The 17,465-nt window shown below is 44.7% G+C and carries 17 protein-coding genes; 3 read left to right on the top strand and 14 right to left on the bottom strand.

Annotated elements, in window-relative coordinates:
* Window positions 1-60 precede the first annotated feature (60 nt).
* Entirely contained in the window at window positions 61-243 is a 183-nt protein-coding gene (locus ACTNBR_RS06305; RefSeq protein WP_291817183.1) for a hypothetical protein, read from the top strand.
* Between the two features lie 13 nt (window positions 244-256).
* Entirely contained in the window at window positions 257-514 is a 258-nt protein-coding gene (locus tag ACTNBR_RS06300) for a spore coat protein (RefSeq protein ID WP_441017211.1), read from the top strand.
* Between the two features lie 55 nt (window positions 515-569).
* On the opposite strand, the gene ACTNBR_RS06295 is transcribed toward ACTNBR_RS06300, so the two are convergent.
* Window positions 570-1,133 (bottom strand): DUF3267 domain-containing protein, encoded by a 564-nt coding sequence (locus ACTNBR_RS06295; RefSeq protein ID WP_441017214.1) that lies wholly within the window; start codon window positions 1,131-1,133, stop codon window positions 570-572.
* 26 nt (window positions 1,134-1,159) lie between these two features.
* Complete coding sequence (locus ACTNBR_RS06290) at window positions 1,160-1,558, bottom strand: DUF6483 family protein (RefSeq protein ID WP_441017217.1); 399 nt, start codon at window positions 1,556-1,558, stop codon at window positions 1,160-1,162.
* Window positions 1,559-1,718: 160 nt separating this feature from the next.
* Between ACTNBR_RS06290 and ACTNBR_RS06285 the strand changes: the two genes are divergently transcribed.
* The gene (locus ACTNBR_RS06285; protein ID WP_441042684.1) at window positions 1,719-2,075 is read left to right on the top strand and encodes a hypothetical protein; all 357 of its coding nucleotides are present in this window, start codon (window positions 1,719-1,721) and stop codon (window positions 2,073-2,075) included.
* A gap of 83 nt (window positions 2,076-2,158) precedes the next feature.
* Here the strand turns inward: ACTNBR_RS06285 and ACTNBR_RS06280 are convergent, their stop codons facing one another.
* The 12 genes from ACTNBR_RS06280 to ACTNBR_RS06225 form a co-directional block, all read right to left on the bottom strand.
* On the bottom strand, window positions 2,159-2,824 hold the full coding sequence (locus ACTNBR_RS06280; RefSeq protein ID WP_441017223.1) for a YczE/YyaS/YitT family protein: 666 nt from the start codon (window positions 2,822-2,824) through the stop codon (window positions 2,159-2,161).
* A 5-nt stretch (window positions 2,825-2,829) separates the two neighbouring features.
* Complete coding sequence (locus ACTNBR_RS06275) at window positions 2,830-5,058, bottom strand: alpha-galactosidase (protein ID WP_441017226.1); 2,229 nt, start codon at window positions 5,056-5,058, stop codon at window positions 2,830-2,832.
* A 90-nt stretch (window positions 5,059-5,148) separates the two neighbouring features.
* Entirely contained in the window at window positions 5,149-6,030 is an 882-nt protein-coding gene (locus tag ACTNBR_RS06270; RefSeq protein WP_441017229.1) for an AraC family transcriptional regulator, read from the bottom strand.
* A 7-nt stretch (window positions 6,031-6,037) separates the two neighbouring features.
* Window positions 6,038-7,243, bottom strand: a complete 1,206-nt coding sequence (locus ACTNBR_RS06265) for a cation:proton antiporter (RefSeq protein WP_441017232.1) — start codon at window positions 7,241-7,243, stop codon at window positions 6,038-6,040.
* A gap of 17 nt (window positions 7,244-7,260) precedes the next feature.
* Window positions 7,261-8,649 carry an MATE family efflux transporter gene (locus ACTNBR_RS06260; RefSeq protein ID WP_441017290.1) on the bottom strand — a complete coding sequence of 463 codons (1,389 nt, stop codon included), beginning with the start codon at window positions 8,647-8,649 and terminating at the stop codon, window positions 7,261-7,263.
* Between the two features lie 204 nt (window positions 8,650-8,853).
* The gene (locus tag ACTNBR_RS06255; protein ID WP_441017234.1) at window positions 8,854-9,792 is read right to left on the bottom strand and encodes an LCP family protein; all 939 of its coding nucleotides are present in this window, start codon (window positions 9,790-9,792) and stop codon (window positions 8,854-8,856) included.
* A 10-nt stretch (window positions 9,793-9,802) separates the two neighbouring features.
* Window positions 9,803-11,299, bottom strand: coding sequence for a polysaccharide biosynthesis tyrosine autokinase (locus tag ACTNBR_RS06250; RefSeq protein ID WP_441017237.1), 1,497 nt, complete (start codon window positions 11,297-11,299; stop codon window positions 9,803-9,805).
* Between the two features lie 5 nt (window positions 11,300-11,304).
* Window positions 11,305-12,756 (bottom strand): polysaccharide biosynthesis tyrosine autokinase, encoded by a 1,452-nt coding sequence (locus tag ACTNBR_RS06245; protein WP_441017240.1) that lies wholly within the window; start codon window positions 12,754-12,756, stop codon window positions 11,305-11,307.
* Window position 12,757: 1 nt separating this feature from the next.
* Window positions 12,758-13,327, bottom strand: a complete 570-nt coding sequence (locus ACTNBR_RS06240) for a hypothetical protein (protein ID WP_441017243.1) — start codon at window positions 13,325-13,327, stop codon at window positions 12,758-12,760.
* Between the two features lie 279 nt (window positions 13,328-13,606).
* Entirely contained in the window at window positions 13,607-16,015 is a 2,409-nt protein-coding gene (locus ACTNBR_RS06235; protein ID WP_441017246.1) for a response regulator transcription factor, read from the bottom strand.
* Window positions 16,002-16,289 (bottom strand): PqqD family protein, encoded by a 288-nt coding sequence (locus ACTNBR_RS06230; protein WP_427805905.1) that lies wholly within the window; start codon window positions 16,287-16,289, stop codon window positions 16,002-16,004. Before ACTNBR_RS06230 ends, ACTNBR_RS06235 begins: the two co-directional genes overlap by 14 nt.
* A 61-nt stretch (window positions 16,290-16,350) precedes the next feature.
* Complete coding sequence (locus ACTNBR_RS06225; protein WP_441017249.1) at window positions 16,351-17,379, bottom strand: nucleotidyltransferase domain-containing protein; 1,029 nt, start codon at window positions 17,377-17,379, stop codon at window positions 16,351-16,353.
* Between the last annotated feature and the right edge of the window lie 86 nt (window positions 17,380-17,465).

The raw sequence follows: 17,465 nt of genomic DNA, 5'->3' as shown, positions 1-17,465 counted from the left end.
AGGATATTTCTAAGCCATACTAAGTCCGTAACACGAAATGTACAAAAGGAGGATGATACTATGTCTGATATTTCGATTCTGGACTTACAAAATCTGCGTCACCTGATCGGCGGTTTTGAAACCTGCCACTGCAAAATGACGGATTATGCATCCCAGTCACAGGATCCTGAAGTAAAAAAGATTTTTCAGGATGCAGCGGATTCTGCCATGAAAAATAAGCAGGAATTGATGAAATTTTTATAGGAGGCACAGAGAAATGGACGAAAAGACGATGGTTACCGATACTCTGGTAGGAGTCAACGGGGAATTGAAAATGTTTGCGGATTATATTACCCAGACAGAAAACAAAGAACTGAAACAATGTCTGAAGCAGATGCGAAATCAGGCTGAAATGTCTCAGGAAAAACTTTATCAGGTTGCCCGGGAGAAGAGTTATTACGTTCCGGCAGCCAAAGCGACTCAGGAAGAGGTTGAACATGTTAAATCCATCCTGACTCAGCCGCAAATGAAATAATCCTCAGAATTGCATGGGCTGTCTACCTGGCAGCCCATACATTCTGCCTTCATGATCACGGCATATACCAGTAAGAATTGAACTGATACAAATAAGTTCTTGCCCCTCTCGGCATCTGTGTTAACGCATTGAAAACATTATAATAATCTCCCGCTCCCATTCCCAGACAAAGTGCCCCCAATGTTCCCAGAAATCTCTGCTCCGGAAAGATCAGAAATATCACATATGGAATAAAGCCAAACACCAGATTCGGCAAAAGTGACATAAAAATGAATCTGGCTTTTGTCATATCTTCCGGCCCCACCACAAACAACATTCCCTGCTTCAGGTTCGTGTAAAGATATACTTCTTTTTTGAAGCAGATCGCATGCAGGATTTCATGAGGGAAAAGACACAGCAAAGAAGCTGCACACCCGGACAGGCTGAAATTCCTGGCTCCTGCTCTCACAGCAAATAAAAAAAACAATCCCACAGTTATCACAAGAGCTATGACATTTGCAACAATCCCCAAAGTCTTTGCATCATCAAATTCCTTAAATTTCACCGCGCCCGGCTTGTGTTCGCCATGTGGAAGCGTATTTACATCTCCGTTATATTTTCCTTTGTAGATCAGTTTCATTTCCATCCCTCCTGCTCTTTGCCACACTATATCTGGTTCTTCAGCAATACTTCCACAACATCTTTATATCCACAGTGAAGGGCAATCTGCTTCAAACCATCCAACGCCTCTTCCATCGAGTAATTATATTTCTCCAGAAATGCATCCCCTTTTTCAGCAATATACTCGTAAAAGAATACTGCCGCTGCCACTTCATCCTTATCATGATAATCCAGCGTTTCCAAAAGCATATTCTCCGCCTCATTGATTTTTCCGGCATCAATCAACTGCTTCCATTTCTCCGGTTTTGCTCCGGTAACTCCGTATTTATTCTCCTTGTCAAGTTCCACCTGTACATACTGTTTTCCTAATACTAAACTGGATAAAATGGCGACCATCTCTTTGATAATCCGCATAATATAGTCTTTCTCATCTTCAAACTGCATACTTTTCTCCTTTATTCAAGCATAACCCTATATGTAAAATATATCTTACATTTTCAAGAATACACAGTTGTGTCCGTATTATCAAGTGTATTTTACATTTTATACTTTTTTAATTTGCCTGGTCTGCGGCCTTATGTTATACTTTCTACACTTGGAAACATTGATTGGTAAAATTATCGCTGTTTTCTTGTATCGGCTGAATGTGCCACGCAAGGAAGTAGAAGCATTTACCGATCTGATTACACGGAGGGATTTTGATATGTTATTTGACAGTTTTGAAGCTTATGATGTTCAGGAAACACGTCGGATCAGTAAGGAAGAGGGGCGCATGGAAGGTCATATGGAAATCCTTGTTCCACAAATCTGCAAAAAACTCAAAAAGCAACTGCCCCCTACAGAAATTGCTGATCTGCTGGAAGAAGATATTCAAACGATTCAACGGATCTGTGATGTATCTGAAAAATATGCACCGGAATACGATACCAATAAAATCATCGCAGAACTCCTCGACTTATAATGAGCCCTATTTAATAAAAAACATCATCGGTGCACAGACAAATTACCCGCCGCACCGATGATGTTATAATTTCCAGCAATTTACTATAAATCCACAACCTTCTCAATCCGCTTCCTGAAGAACTGGATCAACGGCCCGTTCAGCAATGCATTTGCAATCGTTCCAATCCCCACGATCAGCCACACATTATTACCTGCCGCCAGGCAAAATGCGACTCCGATCACAATGACTGTAATATCGGAAGCCACTCTGGCAAATTGAAAAGGCACTTTCCCTTTGGTCAGCTTCTCAATAATCAGCGCCACACTGTCATACGGAGAGAGTCCCATATCGGCGATCATATAAAGCGCCACACCGAGTGAGGCAAACAGCGTTCCCAGACACAAGGCCAGTATCCGAAGCGGAAGTGTCATTTCCACTTTTAGTACATCCAGCACTACCCAGCACAAAAAGTCTGCCGTATAGCCTACGCCTACCATATTAATAACCGTTCCCGGTCCGATCAAATGGCGTACAGTAAAAAATACTACAACCAAAATTAATATATTCGCCACAAGCTGCCAGTTTCCAAAGGACCATCCGATAAAACCGCTGATCCCAAGATTCATCCCACTAAACGGATCTACTCCAAATTCACTCAGGCGATAGCAGGTCACACATATTCCGATCAAAAGAATTCCCAGCAGCATGAACGCAGCCCTCATTCCAGTTACGCCCTTTGCCTTTTCTTTTTCTTCTTCTTTCTTCATTTCTATTATTCCTTTGCCTTTAACACATAGATTCTGGAATCAAAGTCTGTGCATGGCTCTACACCGGACAGAATTTCTCCTGCAGTCACATCGGAAGTGAGAAGGCCCAGATTCATCAGCTCATCTCCATAATTCTCCGTACCGTTTTCCACATTTTCATACAAAGTATCTTCCAGCAGTCCCCGGAGCTGTATCCGGGTATATGGCATATTGACTCCATTAAGTACACGATACCATCCCACCAGAGATGTTTTCTTATCCTCGCTTACCACCTGCCAGATCGTCTCATTGTTCTCAAACGGACTCTTCAGGCGATAGAAGGTACCGAACTGTATGATTTCTCTGTATTCCTTCATAAAACTTATCTGCGACTTCACCTGCTCGATTTCTTCATCTGTCAGTTTGTTCAGATCCAGTTCGTAGCCAAATGTTCCAAAGTATGCTACATTTGCCCGTGTATGAAGTGGCGTATTTCGGAATACCTGATGATTCGGAGTCACAGAAACATGGGCGCCGATACTGCTGATCGGGTAGCACATGGATGTGCCGTACTGAATTTTCAGTCGTTCCACGGCGTCTGAGTCATCGCTTGCCCATCCCTGCGGGGCATAATACAGGATTCCCGGGTCGAATCGTCCTCCTCCGCTTGCACAGGATTCAAACAGAACTTCAGGAAAGTTACTCGTAAGTCTCTCATACAAGTCATACACGCCCAGAATGTACCGATGGAACACTTCTCCCTGGCGGTCCGCCGGAAGTGCTGCCGAATAACACTCCGTAATGCTGCGGTTCATATCCCATTTGATATAAGAGATGCGCGCTTCCGCAAGCAGCTTCGCCATCATCCCGTAAATGCAGTCCACTACTTCTTTTCGTGAAAAATCCAGCACATACTGATATCTTCCGTGGGAAACACTGCGTCCCGGCGTCTGAAGAATCCAGTCCGGATGTAAGCGATACAGATCGGAATCCTTGTTCACCATCTCAGGTTCAAACCAAAGTCCAAACTTCATACCCAACGCTTCAATCCGCTCTGCCAATCCTTTGATTCCTCTCGGAAGACGTTTCTTATTCGCGTACCAGTCTCCAAGGCCTGCGCGGTCACTGCTTCTTTCTCCAAACCAGCCGTCGTCGAGTACAAATAGTTCCACACCGCACTCTTTCGCTTTAGAAGCGATCTCCACCAGCCTATCCTCGGTAAAATCAAAATACGTCGCTTCCCAGTTATTATTTAAAATCGGTCTTACCCGGTCTCTCCAGTATCCTCTGGCAAGTCGGGAGCGGTACAGCCTGTGAAATGCCTGACTCATGCCATTCAGCCCTTCATTCGAATAAACCATAACTGCCTCCGGTGTCTGGAAATGTTCCCCTATATCCAGTTTCCAGTCAAACCCTGCCGGATTGATCCCCGCCGTGACTCTTGTCACATCATGCGTGTCCACTTCCGCCTGCATCCGGAAATTGCCGCTGTATACCAGACTGAAGCCGATAGCTTCCCCCTGATGCTCCGTCGTATGCGGGCGCTTCAGCACAAGAAACGGATTATGCTCATGAGATGAATTGCCACGTCTGCTGTCCACAGCCTGAATTCCCTGTTCCAGCACGCGCGTCTTAACATATCTTTCTCTCGCCCATGCTCCGGAGAGCTGCAGCCATACATAATCCTTATCCGGCAGATCCAGACTCAGGCTCATGGCCGTGAGAAGATGAACCGGAGCTTCTCCTTCATTTACAAACCGTGCACTCCTTGCGATCACTCCGTCCTTTACGAATATCGTGTAAAGAAGTTCTAACTTTACTCCGGTCAATTCATCTTTCAAAATAACCGTCAGGGTCTGTGCCTCATCATCTGATTCCGTATACGTTGCCGGAAGCCCTTCGAGGCGCGGTTTTCCGCCATTGATCGTATGCCCGGCATACCGGAAATCTGAAAGACGGCTTCCGTTTTCCTGCAAAATCTCCACCGCCGGATGGCGATAGTCGGTCGTTCCGTACACCGGATACTCCTGTTTCAAATGCTCCAGTGAAAAGGTCCGATCCCCCTCATAAATATAAGAAGCCATTGGTCTGGGTGCTTTTTCAATCAAATAAGAGAAATCCTCTTTGTCACGAATCCGTTTCCCATAGTAAAGCTGTCCTAAATGGCCATTTTCCAACACACACATCAGATAACTGATCTGCTGATTATATAAGTGAAAGATTCTGCTTTTTTCATGATAAATAATTGCTGCCATCTTCGTTCCTCCTTTGAATTTCTGATAACAAGTATATCGCTCCTCAAAGGCTTGCGTTAGTTCTTTTTGTCAGCAAAAACATATCAAATGTTAGTTTTTTCCGGTTCCTGGGCTCTTCTGATTCATGAGCAGACGATCTTTCGCTGCCTGCCGGTTCGTCTTACGAAATTCTGTCGGAGTCATCCCGGTCTCCTGTTTAAAATTCTTTGTAAAAACCAGCGTGCTGTGATATCCACAGGCAACAGCGATATTTTCCACCGATTCTTCCGTAAGAATCAACTGTTCTCTCGCTCTGGATATCCGGAATTTTGTCAGGAACTCCTTGGGCGACAGCTGCAGCTTATTTTTGAATAACGTATAAAGATAACTTCGATTTACTCCCAGATAGCCTGCCAGTTCTTCTACCGTAAGTCCTGCCGCGTAATGATTCCGGATATAAGTCACCGCTTCTTGAATATAACGATTCTCTTTATTCTCTTCCATTAATTCCTCTATCACCACATCAGCTGCCAGAACCGAAAACAACTCGTATAACTTTCCCTGCAGATAATACAGATCTGAAACTGTTGATCTGGTATGCTTCATCATATCCATCACAATTTCATTCAGCTTCTCCCCGTCCGCGCACCGGAAAATTCGCTGTTGACTGTTCAGTCCAATGTCCTGTATAAATTTTTTTGCACCGGTTCCACCTACTCCAACCCAGAGATAGCTCCAGGGTTCTTCCTGATCGGCCTGATAGAAGGTCAGTTCCTCCGGCTCGATGAGAAATCCCTGTCCCTTTGACAATTTGTATTTCTTTTCTCCCACCTGGTAAATACCTTTGCCATCCATAATATAGTGAATAATATAATTCGGACGACTTGCAGGACCATAACTGTGCAGGGGTTCACACTGTGCAAAACCACAGAAACAAAGGTGAAATTCCTTGAACTTCGGTTCTAAAAGTTGTAATACATATGAATCTTCCATCGTATACTTATTCCTCTTCTGCTTTTACAAGCAATTTCCGGTAGCTTGCATCCATCCCAAGTGCCCCCAGCGGTGCTGTGATCAGGATAGCAAGTACTGCCACCGACAATACAAGGTTCCCACAAGGCAATCCAAGCGCAAGCGGCACCGACCCGATCGCTGCCTGCACCGTCGCCTTCGGTAAATACGCCAGCACACAGAATATTCTCTCCTGCCTGTTTAGCCGAGTACCCGCCGTACAAATGCATACTCCCACGGACCGTACCACAAGTGCAATAGCAATCATTACGACTGCAGCGAATCCTGCCTGAAGCGTATACCGAATATCCACGGCAGCGCCGACCAACACGAACAGAATCACTTCTGCCGCAATCCAGAGCTTTCCGTATTTCTCCGAAAGCCTTCCGGAAACTTCCGGAACACATCTCATAGCCAGAACACAAGCCATGCTCATAATCGCAAGAAGACCCGAAACAGAGACGACCGGTTCCACCCATTCTTCAATTGCCAGCAGAAGGAATGCGGTTCCGAGCACAATGATCACTTTCATACTGTTTCGTACCAGATGCTCATGAGAATAACTTGTCTCGAAAAACCATGCCAGTATCATCCCCGCAACGGCACCCAGCAAAATACCCAGCAGAATGGATACCGGAATGTTAACGAAACTCATGACATCTGCACTTCCACCCTGTGCCATTGCCGTAAATGTAGAAAAGAGCACAATAACGAACACATCATCCAGCGATGCCCCTGCAAGAATCATCTGTGGAATGCTCTTATCCGTTCCATATTTTTCTTCCATCAGCATGACCATCCTCGGCACCACAACAGCAGGTGAGACCGCACTGAGCACAGCCCCCATTACCGCCGCCTCAATTCGTGTAATATCAAAAAGAAACGGTGCAAATACCGTATACGCAAGCATCTCAAAACTGGCCGGAACGAACGCAAGCATAAGAGCCGGACGTCCTACCTTCTTCAGATCCTTGATATTCAGAGAAAGACCGGCCTTGATGAGAATAATGACCAGAGCCATCTTCCGCAGATCAGGTGATATTCCAAGAATCGAACCATCCAGCAGATCCAATACATACGGTCCCAACAGGATCCCCGTAACAAGCATTCCGATAATTCTCGGAAGCCGGATACGCTGGCAGATTGCCGCAAGGCTAAGCCCTACCAAAAAAATGAATGCTAATGATGTAAGCATATTGAACTCTCCCTCTCTTATTCCTCTTTCCTCTTAAGCTCCAGCATTTTCAATTCCTTCAGTTCTCTCAGTGTAAAGAAACCGCACACAATCGCAGCCGCCGCATCGGCAATCGGTCCCGCATACATGACTCCGTCGATTCCCATGAATATAGGGAAAATGATAATGAGCGGGAGCAAAAACAGAATCTGTCTTGTCAGCGACATAAACACACCCAGTCTTGATTTCCCGATGGAATTAAAGAAATTGGACGTAACCGGCTGAATTCCATTGATCAGCGTCAGGAACATGAAAATACGAAAATACCGTTCGGAAAACTGGAAATAAAGCTCACTTCCCTTCCCAAATACAGAAATGATCTGTCTCGGGAACACCTGGAAGCAGAAAAATGCAATACCCGAAAGCACCGTTGCCGTTCCCACTGCAAGAAGATAAGTCTTCCGTACACGATTGTATTTCTTCGCCCCGTAATTGTAACCGATGATCGGCTGTACCCCCTGGGAGATTCCGATGATAAACGACATAAAGATCATATTTACCTTCGATATGATTCCCGCACATGCAAGCGGAATATCACTTCCATAAACGGAACATGCCCCATAATATGCAAGCGTATTGTTCATCACGATCTGCACAACTGCCATTGCAATCTGATTGAAACATGCACTCATTCCCAGCTTGAAAATATTCAAACACCGGATTTTCTTCATCCGGAAACATCCCTTCTCCAGACGAATATTCTTAAAACAAAACATATAGCGGAGGCTGATCGCAAATGAAAGGATCTGTCCGATAATGGTTGCGAGCGCGGCACCTGACATTCCCATGTGGAATGCAAAAATAAAAATCGGATCCAGAATCGTATTTACAATTGCCCCGGCAAGCATGGACATCATCGAATAATTCGGACTGCCATCTGCCAGAATCAGTTTACTCATACCGGTATTTGCAATCAGAAACGGAAATCCAATTGCCACAATCCTGGTGTACTCCTCCGCATACGGCAGTACATCGCTGGTCGCACCGAAAAACTTCAGCATCGGAGTCAGAAACAATAAGACAACCGCAAGCAGACAGATTCCGAAGATACCCATCAGAACAATAGCATTTCCGGCATATCCGGCGGATTCCTTTTCCTCCCCTTCCCCCAGTTTCAAAGAGAAATTCGTTGCACCTCCGATTCCGATCAGCAGGGAAATCGCTGTGCATGTCGTCGATAGTGGAAAGGCGATATTCGTTGCCGCATTTCCAAGCATTCCTACACCCTGACCAATAAAAATCTGATCCACAATATTATATAACGCTGTGACCAGCATGGATATAATGCACGGAATTGCAAAATTCACCAATAGCTTTGACTCTTTTTCAAAGCCAAGCGGATTGTACTGATCCTCCATATTCTGCATAGACTGCTGTCCCATTACTCTGCCTCCTTACATATTTCCGTCCTTTTTTTCACATTTTATTTGTGCGCGCAATCATGATACACCAAATTTTTCTGCAATGTCAATAAGCTGCTGCCAGATTCAAATCAAAAACCGCACCATTTCCAATAATTCTTTACCAGAAATGATGCGGTTTTTAATTCTTACTGCGGACTGCTCTCCCACTTAGTACAACAATTCATTCAAATATTTTTTATTTGCTTCAATATCGATTTCCAGCACGTCCATTCCTTCATAGGTAACCGGCTGGTATGCCCCTTCGGTCGGCATACTTGCCTGCTGCATCCTCAGGTTGTCGATCTCCAATACTTGTTTTGCCAGATCATAAATCTCCGTCACGCTCATGTTTGTCTTCACATGATTCATGCAGTAATTGATCAGAGGCAGGATGGCGGAAGCATCTTTCTCCGCCATAATCTGGCGGTAGATTCCGTACATAACGCTTCTCTGTCGTCTGGTCCGTTCAAAATCGCTTCCAAGTGTACGATTGCGTGCATGGGCCAAAGCCTGTGATCCGGTTAAGGTCATATCGCCGCTCTGTATATCCGGCATTCCGTTCTGACGGTAGTATTCTGCCTCTTCTTCCGTAATGAAAACTTTTACCCCGCCGATTTCATCAATAATACTGACCAGATTTTCAAAATCAATGGTTATATAATTCTGGATATCCAGGTCATAGGTCTTGTTGATCGTATTGATCGTCAGTCCGATTCCTCCATATGCATAAGTGTGTCCCAGCCTGCTTTTCCCGTATCCGTCAATATCTACTAATGAGTCCCTCAGAAAAGACACGACCGTTGATTTATTCTTACTCTTATTGAACGATACAAGCATCATACTGTCAGAACGTCCCATATCGGAATTCGGATCGCGGGAATCCGTACCAACTAAAAGTACATTGAAAACATCTTCATCCTTGGGATCTTCCTGTGCTATTTTTACACTTTTTGCGGTTGGGTCCACCTGATCTTCCGGTACGATCGAGACAACATCCTGATAATATTTCCATGCGATTGATCCATATATTCCAACATTCAGTAATATAGCTGCCAATAACAATAACCCAAGAATTTTTCTTTTTCTATTTCTTCTGAAAAATCTCATCTGTCTCCTCCTATTCTTTAATGATTCGCCCATATTGATCCTGTGTACCCTTTTGGACATTTCCATAATGCCTGTATGAGTCCGATTCTTTTTTCACGCCATACCGACTGTAACCACTATAGCGTTTGTAGCCGTAGCCATATCCGTAGCCACGACCGCGGCTTTGGTTGTCCCCGTTAAAGGTGTAACCGATCAGGTGAATACCGCTCATTACAAGTGACTGGATCCCTTCCCGGATCTGCTGCATCTTGGTATGATCATATCGGATCACATAGAGCGCCGCATCCACATACCTTGCAAGAACCGCCGCATCGGCCAGAATACCGGATGGTGCTGTATCCAGTATAATAAGATCCGCCTGTTTTTTCAACGTATGAATCAGTGCTTCCATTCGTTTTGTTCCCAGCAGCTTTGTGTTCTTTTCATCATTATTCCCACCGTACAGAATTTCAAGACTTCCCTTACCTGTTTCTACACGGGTCAATGCGTCATTCAGAGCGGTTTCTTTTTTCAAAACAGCACCCAGTCCCGGATGAGTTTCCTGATCTTTCAGCACTCCGGCGACAGACGGATTTCTCATGTCGCAATCAATCAATACTACTTTCTTTCCCTGATTTGCAATCGAAATTGCCAGATTGACTGCAAGTGTTGTTTTGCCTTCCCCCGGTATGGAACTGGTAATCATGATTGATTTGAATTGATTCTCCTCCATATCTTTCATGACCTTGATCCGAAGCTTACGGATTGCTTCCACATATCCCTGCGAAATTCTTTCATTTAACAGACAAAGAGAATTATTGAAAGTCTTCTTTTTTCTCTTCTTAACCTGAATATACGGAATACTTCCGCAATCCATCAGATTGATTTGATTTTTCAATTCTTTCTTTGATTTCACAGTCCTTCTTGTAAGAACATAAAACGCCAGTATCGCAAATCCGAAGCCGGCACCCTTAAGTGCCCCTCGCTTATACGAGCCGCGGATTACTTCTTCTCTTCTTGTGTCAGACGGGATTCCCGTTTCGTCCAATACGGTCAGTTTCGTCTTTCCTACGACAAATTCTGCTACCTCCGGATAGTTCTTTAGGACAGACTGAAGGGTGTTATATGCCGCCTGCGGATCACTCGACGTCACGGAAATGGTCAATAGATTCGTCCCCTCATCCGCCACCGCGCTGACCGTTCCGGGGATCTGCGTAAGCCCCATATCCTCCGCCACAACATCCGCGAGAACTCCACTGCTTAGAATATATGGGAAAATCTGTGCCATATCTTCTGCCGAGCTGCCTGTAGAAGATGTAACCGATACCGTAGCCTCTGCCACATATTGCGAGACATAACTGGTACTTGTTGAAAAATACCCTCTTATCGCAAACACGACGGTCAATACAAGGATCAACCACCATAGTTTACGCAGCCCCTGGCAAAAATCCACAAAAAGCGAAGTAATATCAATTTTTTCCAACTCTCTTCTTGATTCATTTTCAAATACTTCTTTATACTCTTCCATGTACCTTATTTCCTTCTATGATTATAGTGTCCGTAATATCCATACTCACCATATTTCCCATAATAGCGCCCGATCGTATTATCTGCCGCACCGGCAAATGATTTCACACCGTTTAGAACAACTCCCAGAATTTTCGCGTGACCGTCACGAAAATCATCCAAAATGTCATTTACATCTTCAGCCAGCATATAATTCTGCCTCACCACCATGAGCACGGCATCCGCATACTGCGCCCACACCTGTGCATCTCCCAGAAGTCCTGCCGGAGGAGTGTCAATGATCACATAATCCGCACTCTTGCGGCATGCTTCCAGCAGGATGGGCAAGCGCTCCGAATATAGCAGTTCTGTGGAAGAAGAGTAGCAATTTCTTCCGCCCAGAAAAAACAAACGCGGTCTGTCTCCCGTTATCAGAATATCCGACAAATGGCTGGAACCTTTTAAGAACTCACCAAGCTCTTTCTGTTCTGTTTCCTTCTGATTGAAAATAAGAAACTGGGAAGGTCTGCGAATATCGCCATCTATCAGGATCACTTTCTTCCCCTGGTCCGCGAGACTGATGGCAAGATTCGCCGCCACCGTAGATTTTCCTTCATTCTCAGACACACTGGTCACGACCAGGGCTTTTCTCCCCTCTTTCGCCATTTGATATTCTACCTTTGCAGTCACCTTTTTATAACTTTCTACAAAGGGAAATCCGGCAAGCGGGTTATCAATCAGAGCCGCCGCTTTTTTTCGGCTTAACACATCTCTTACAGTCTTATATTTATATTCGAAACTGATCGATCCAAGACTTCTTGCATCCAGTTTCTTCTCGATCTCATTTTCCTGCTTTACCGTATTGTGCATCACCGACAACAGCCCGAATAGCAGCGTACAGATTGCCGCACCTGCAAGAAACCCTTTCTTTGCCTGGGCACGCGCATCCAGCGGGTTCGCGGACGCGTACGGCATCTTCGGTTCCTCCAGAACGTTTAATACTGCATTTCCAACCGTGTAAATAGATACTTCAGTATAATGATCCATGATCGTGCGGATAATATCAATGGATTCTCTTGCGTTATTTGCCGTCACACTCAAGGTAAGCAGATTGGTTCCTTCCATAACGTCTGTCTGGATCTTCGCATCTACCTCTTCTATCCCCAGATTTTCACAGATGATCTTTTTCATCACATTGCTTTTCAGTGTTTTCTCCAAAACCTGTGCCATATTATAAGTCGCGCTTAAATTGCTGTAAGAATAATTGCTTTCTTTCGAACCGACCACAAAGGTAGCTGTCGACGTATATTCCGGAACATACTTTAAATTTGCCGCAACATAAAACAGCATCGCCCCTGCAAGCGCTCCCAGAATGATTGCCCACCAGTTACGAAGAAGATCCTGCACCAGAGTAAAAAGGTCGATTCCCGTATCGACAGCCTCCGCGATTTCTTCCCGTTGTCTTTCCTCTCTGCTCATTCTACTCTTCCTCCACAACTACAAATAGCTTCGTAACCGCTGTCGATGCATTTTCACCGGTGTAACTGTATTCTACCGTGTATACCCCGGGATTCGCATAGTCCACTTTCGAATCGATCCGAATGGCCTCCCTCGTCCCGGCCAGGAACTCTTCATCCTCTTCATACAGATATTCTGTCCCATTTTTCTCGATTCCTATAATCAAAGATTCCGGATCGATTATCTGATTTACTTTCGTGTATACAATATAATCCGAAAGAAGCGGATACTCTTTTCCGTTTTCCTCACGGTCATTTGCTTCCGTAACAGTCATCTCGATTTCCACTTGGCACACATCTCCGGCACTATTGCTGACCTGCAGAGTCACCGGATAATCTCCGGTCAGGGAACTATAATAACTGTCATCCCAAATCGTCCGGATCTGACTGCTCAAGTCACCATCCAGACAATCCTCCGCCGACATGCCTTCCCGGATCACCTGCTCCCCGTTAAATACTGTTGCGTTAAATAAATCTGCAAATCGTTTTGGATTCCCCATCCACTGCCGCACTGCAGCATTGCTCTGGCCCATACTACTACCTCCGTATTCTGTTCTTTTGTTCATCAAAGTTGAAATATCCGGCGAAACTGCCTTTGAATTTTGAACCGCTTTGGATAACGGTTGTTCAGACGAATAGATTTTATTTGTCCGGATCGGACTCCGTCTGAGATTTTGATGTGTGATTAGTATAGCACAGAGTTTTCTCTTTGCACAGCCTCTAAATATGCAAAACTACCGGAAATGTTTCCAAACATCTCCGATAGTTTTTCCCAACCTATTATAGTTTAAGCTAACCAGGTTCAATCCCCTCTAATCCAATATCCCCTGTTCTTTCCCCTTCAGTATCGCCTGAACTCTGCTGTTAACCCCCAGCTTCTTATACAGATTATAAATATGGCTCTTTACCGTCGGGAGCTTCAGGTTCAGTTCTTCGCAGATCTCCGCGTTGGTAAGGCCGCGGTTAATATCTTGGAGTATAATGGTTTCCATCATCGTCAAATGCTCTTCTGTCGCTTCTTCAGCGGAACGACTGATTCTCGCTTCCCGTCTGGCGCACCGGAGTACAACTTCCATGTAGTCTTCTTTGGGCATGCGAAGTACATTTCCGTAATTGTATTTTTTCTTCCTGTGCCAGCCGCCCGGGGAGTTTTTGCTCAGCCAGTCAATGTATTCCTCCAGTACTTCTTCGCCCTTTTTTTCATACACCGTGTAAAATCCGACATAGCGGGCTTCACCGGAAACCATAAAGGATTCGATCGTTTTACGAAGTGCCTGACCGTGCAGGCCTTCATCCCAGAAAATAACAGCCTGTTGGAACAGTAATTCCGCCAGATATTTATTGCGCCGGTAAAACTGGAGATACGGAATTAAATGGCGAAGTATTTTTTCGGAACGTTTATACTGGTTCAAGTGCAAATATCCTTTTACCTGGCAAAACAGCTGATCGTAATTATCTTCTTTTACAGAGATTCCCATGTTTTTATCGGACTTGAGCAGCCATCTTGTAAGGCGTTCCTGTTCATTTCTGACGGGAGCAAACAAACTGCTGACTGCTTCTGTATTTTTTAGGCAAACCTGATTTTCTTCCTTCATCAAAGAATTTTCCAGGCTGGAAATCTGTTCTTTGTGGTCTTCTTTCGGTGCCAGACGCTGCAATTTATATAGAAGATACAGCTTTGCCAGGCGCTGCTGCCACGGGCTCCTTCTGGAATTCTCTGCATCTTCCTGTGCGAAAAGCAATTCCCATTCTTCCATAGGAATGGTGTCTTTGCGTTCCGTCTCAAGATAATAGTCGATTCGCGCCAGTTGATAACATTTCCACTCTTCTTTCCCCAAATGCTCCTTCCATATCTTTGCCTTCCGGTTCTCTTCACGCTTTGTACAGGCAAAAAGTCTGGACAGGTCCCGCACTCCGCAGAGATATGTATGGGAATTTCCCAGGATATTATATAAATGGAAATGTTCTTTCTCCCGGCTATATTGCTCCAGCAGCCCAAGCCAGAAGTCCAGATCAAGATCCGGTTTCAGGAAGATCAGATTTAAGTAAATTTCCCTTTTCTCGTGTGCATCTTTCTCAGAAATGTTCAGATTCTGTATTTCCAGATTTATGCCGTCCGGTTTTTGTCTTGTGTAACAATAAACGCCTCTCAGATAGCACAGTCTGGGGTCGGTTCCTTTCCATCCCATGACCTCTGAATAAGGGATTTCCAGAAATGGAATTTTTGCATAATTCTGAAGCATACACGCGCGATAGGCTTCCTCATCATGAGACTTTTTCAGGCAAAAAAGCGCCTCTGCTACATTTCCGTTCTGATGATACCAGTTTGCAAGATGTTTCCAGAAAATCGGATTCGTCTCCGGAAAATGCATATCCCGAAACATGGGGGCTATTTTCCATCGTTCTTTCTCTTTGTCATATTCCAAAAGCCCTTTGCGGCATAAATCTTGCAGACTATCTGACGCCCACGGAAGCTGCCAAATCTCCCTGCACATTGTTTCATTTATCCATGGGCAAATCACAGCCCGGCGCATGATTTCATTTTCTTCTGCTGAGAGCGTGTCCAAAATGTATTTCTTAATATACGCCGTTATCTCATACGATGCTTTTATCTCCCGGGCATTTCTTCTGGCAGCGGGTGGATCCGCTTGCGATAATCGAAGCATCATATCCACACATCCGGCCCATCCCCCGGTCTGTTCATAGATTTCCCCGGGATCAAGATCACTCTCGAAGTAATCCGTCAGCTTTCGAATGTCTTTTTCTGTAAAATGCAGATGTTCCTGTGAAATGATCTGCATCTTTCTTTTCCATATAAGATCCAGAAATCCCTCATGCGGCCGATCCCGCCCGATCAGAATCGCATGCCATCCTGCCGGAAGGTTCCAAATGCAGTCTGCTATCTTCTTTATCGTAACCTCGCTAAGCGCCGAATGCATATCTTCAAAAATGATCCAGCCTGGTCTATTCCATTCTTCCCGGCTCTTTACTATTTCATCCAGCTTTTTGATGGCTTCTGCTTCTTCTTTCATTTCCAGAATATACGCTTTCATATCCGGATTTTTCCTCAGCAAAAGTCTGACAGCAGTTGTCTTCCCCGACGCCGCTGCTCCTTCTATATAAATAGAAGGGAATTCTTCCATTCCCCTCTCAAGTATCGCCGTCTTATCTATGTAAAATTGTTCTGCCGTAAGCGTTACATATGGGCTACTCTTCTCCATTTTCCTTATCCTCTGTAAGAATTCCTCCATCAATCAATTGATCTAAAAACTCCCGAATATCTTCTCTGGCGACACTTTCTTCTACCTCATACTCATTTAATATGCCCTGAACGATCTGGTCAAATGTAACCTCATTCTGAAGCATGTTCCAAATGGATACCCCTACTTCATTTACCGTAATAAGTCCATTAAACTCTATCACCGTCTTCCCGACCGGAATAATAACATAGTCACCCGCAATTTCCCGTAAAACAAATTCTTTCTCCAACTTCATATTGCTTCTCCCTCCGTAAATCGAAACTCATCCATAATCCTCTGTAAAATTGCAGCAATTATCATTTATCAAGAATCTTATACTGCTTCAGCAGCTCCACACGCCTGTTCCCGATGGCCACAGCCTGAGCCGCATCATTGTTCTGGCTTTTGCTGATTTCCTTACGATATTTTAAAATTCGGCTGACCCACGCAACCGGCAACAGCATCGGATACTTTTTCAGGTATGGGTACCGTCTTTCCATACTTTTCGCCGGTGGGAACAGCGTCTTCAGAACAGAATGCTCCGCCTTTTTTCCCTGTTTTTGCGCAGAAACCGCATTCAAGGTAATGTTGCTGCTATGCTTCCTACTCATCGTACCATCTCCATAAATACCGGCATCCAACAGGTCATCCAGCATCAGCTGCTCGTCCACCTGAATCTCCTGCCATTCCTTCGGGTAACCGGCCAATACCGGATCAAACGTCAAATACTTCTGCCCAATCCGGAACAGTGCTGCCGTAAATACATCCGCATGAATCTCCCGACATTGCCGCAAGATCCGAATCCAGTCAATCTCTTTTCCATAATGATTGGCAAAGAGGACAATATCGCAGACTTGCCGGATTCCAAAGCCACTATGCAGGAAATGCTTAAACGCATGGCAGATCAGATAGAATAAATGGTCTGTATGGTCCATGGTGACTATCTCTTCTCCATCAATGGATACCTTGACTGCCCTATCCTGAACTTTTTTGAAAAAGCGATTCAAATCTCCATACGCATCGGACTTAGGCGGAAAGAGGCACTTATGTAATTCGATGTAAAGTGGACTTCCCGGCTTTCCATATGGGACTTCGTGTTCTGTATGAATATCTTGTCCCTGGCCTGCGGGCTGCATTCCGTAATCCAGCATGGCCTGGTGGCAGAGGTCAAATTGGTCTTCAGGTATCAGAATGTCTTCGTCACTGGACATCCGGTAACCGATATACGTTGAAAAGGTCCGGACATCGCGAAGATATTTCTCGATTGTTGCCGTACTTTTTTCTTCCTGAACTAAATATTGATGAAAAGATTGTATGATTTCCTCCGTTATGATTCTTTCTCCCATTTTTACACCCTCCAATTAATTGATTTTGTTCCCCTCTGTCTTCATTGTAACGAATTTATTCATTTCTTTTGTAAAACAATGAAAAA

It is taken from the genome of Bariatricus sp. HCP28S3_F11 (assembly GCF_052065395.1).
Classification (GTDB): Bacteria; Bacillota; Clostridia; order Lachnospirales; family Lachnospiraceae; genus Allocoprococcus.
Note: the sequence above shows the minus strand (reverse complement) of the source record. Positions and strands in the feature narration are given on the sequence as shown.

Excerpts from the sequence above, each read along its gene's own strand:
- ACTNBR_RS06295 (WP_441017214.1), bottom strand. The coding sequence starts at position 1,133 with ATGAAACTGATCTACAAAGGAAAATATAACGGAGATGTAAATACGCTT.
- ACTNBR_RS06290 (WP_441017217.1), bottom strand. The coding sequence starts at position 1,558 with ATGCAGTTTGAAGATGAGAAAGACTATATTATGCGGATTATCAAAGAG.
- ACTNBR_RS06255 (WP_441017234.1), bottom strand. The coding sequence starts at position 9,792 with ATGAGATTTTTCAGAAGAAATAGAAAAAGAAAAATTCTTGGGTTATTG.
- ACTNBR_RS06280 (WP_441017223.1), bottom strand. The coding sequence starts at position 2,824 with ATGAAGAAAGAAGAAGAAAAAGAAAAGGCAAAGGGCGTAACTGGAATG.
- ACTNBR_RS06250 (WP_441017237.1), bottom strand. The coding sequence starts at position 11,299 with ATGGAAGAGTATAAAGAAGTATTTGAAAATGAATCAAGAAGAGAGTTG.
- ACTNBR_RS06225 (WP_441017249.1), bottom strand. The coding sequence starts at position 17,379 with ATGGGAGAAAGAATCATAACGGAGGAAATCATACAATCTTTTCATCAA.
- ACTNBR_RS06260 (WP_441017290.1), bottom strand. The coding sequence starts at position 8,649 with ATGCAGAATATGGAGGATCAGTACAATCCGCTTGGCTTTGAAAAAGAG.
- ACTNBR_RS06235 (WP_441017246.1), bottom strand. The coding sequence starts at position 16,015 with ATGGAGAAGAGTAGCCCATATGTAACGCTTACGGCAGAACAATTTTAC.
- ACTNBR_RS06275 (WP_441017226.1), bottom strand. The coding sequence starts at position 5,058 with ATGGCAGCAATTATTTATCATGAAAAAAGCAGAATCTTTCACTTATAT.
- ACTNBR_RS06240 (WP_441017243.1), bottom strand. The coding sequence starts at position 13,327 with ATGGGCCAGAGCAATGCTGCAGTGCGGCAGTGGATGGGGAATCCAAAA.
- ACTNBR_RS06270 (WP_441017229.1), bottom strand. The coding sequence starts at position 6,030 with ATGGAAGATTCATATGTATTACAACTTTTAGAACCGAAGTTCAAGGAA.
- ACTNBR_RS06265 (WP_441017232.1), bottom strand. The coding sequence starts at position 7,243 with ATGCTTACATCATTAGCATTCATTTTTTTGGTAGGGCTTAGCCTTGCG.
- ACTNBR_RS06300 (WP_441017211.1), top strand. The coding sequence starts at position 257 with ATGGACGAAAAGACGATGGTTACCGATACTCTGGTAGGAGTCAACGGG.
- ACTNBR_RS06245 (WP_441017240.1), bottom strand. The coding sequence starts at position 12,756 with ATGAGCAGAGAGGAAAGACAACGGGAAGAAATCGCGGAGGCTGTCGAT.
- ACTNBR_RS06230 (WP_427805905.1), bottom strand. The coding sequence starts at position 16,289 with ATGAAGTTGGAGAAAGAATTTGTTTTACGGGAAATTGCGGGTGACTAT.
- ACTNBR_RS06305 (WP_291817183.1), top strand. The coding sequence starts at position 61 with ATGTCTGATATTTCGATTCTGGACTTACAAAATCTGCGTCACCTGATC.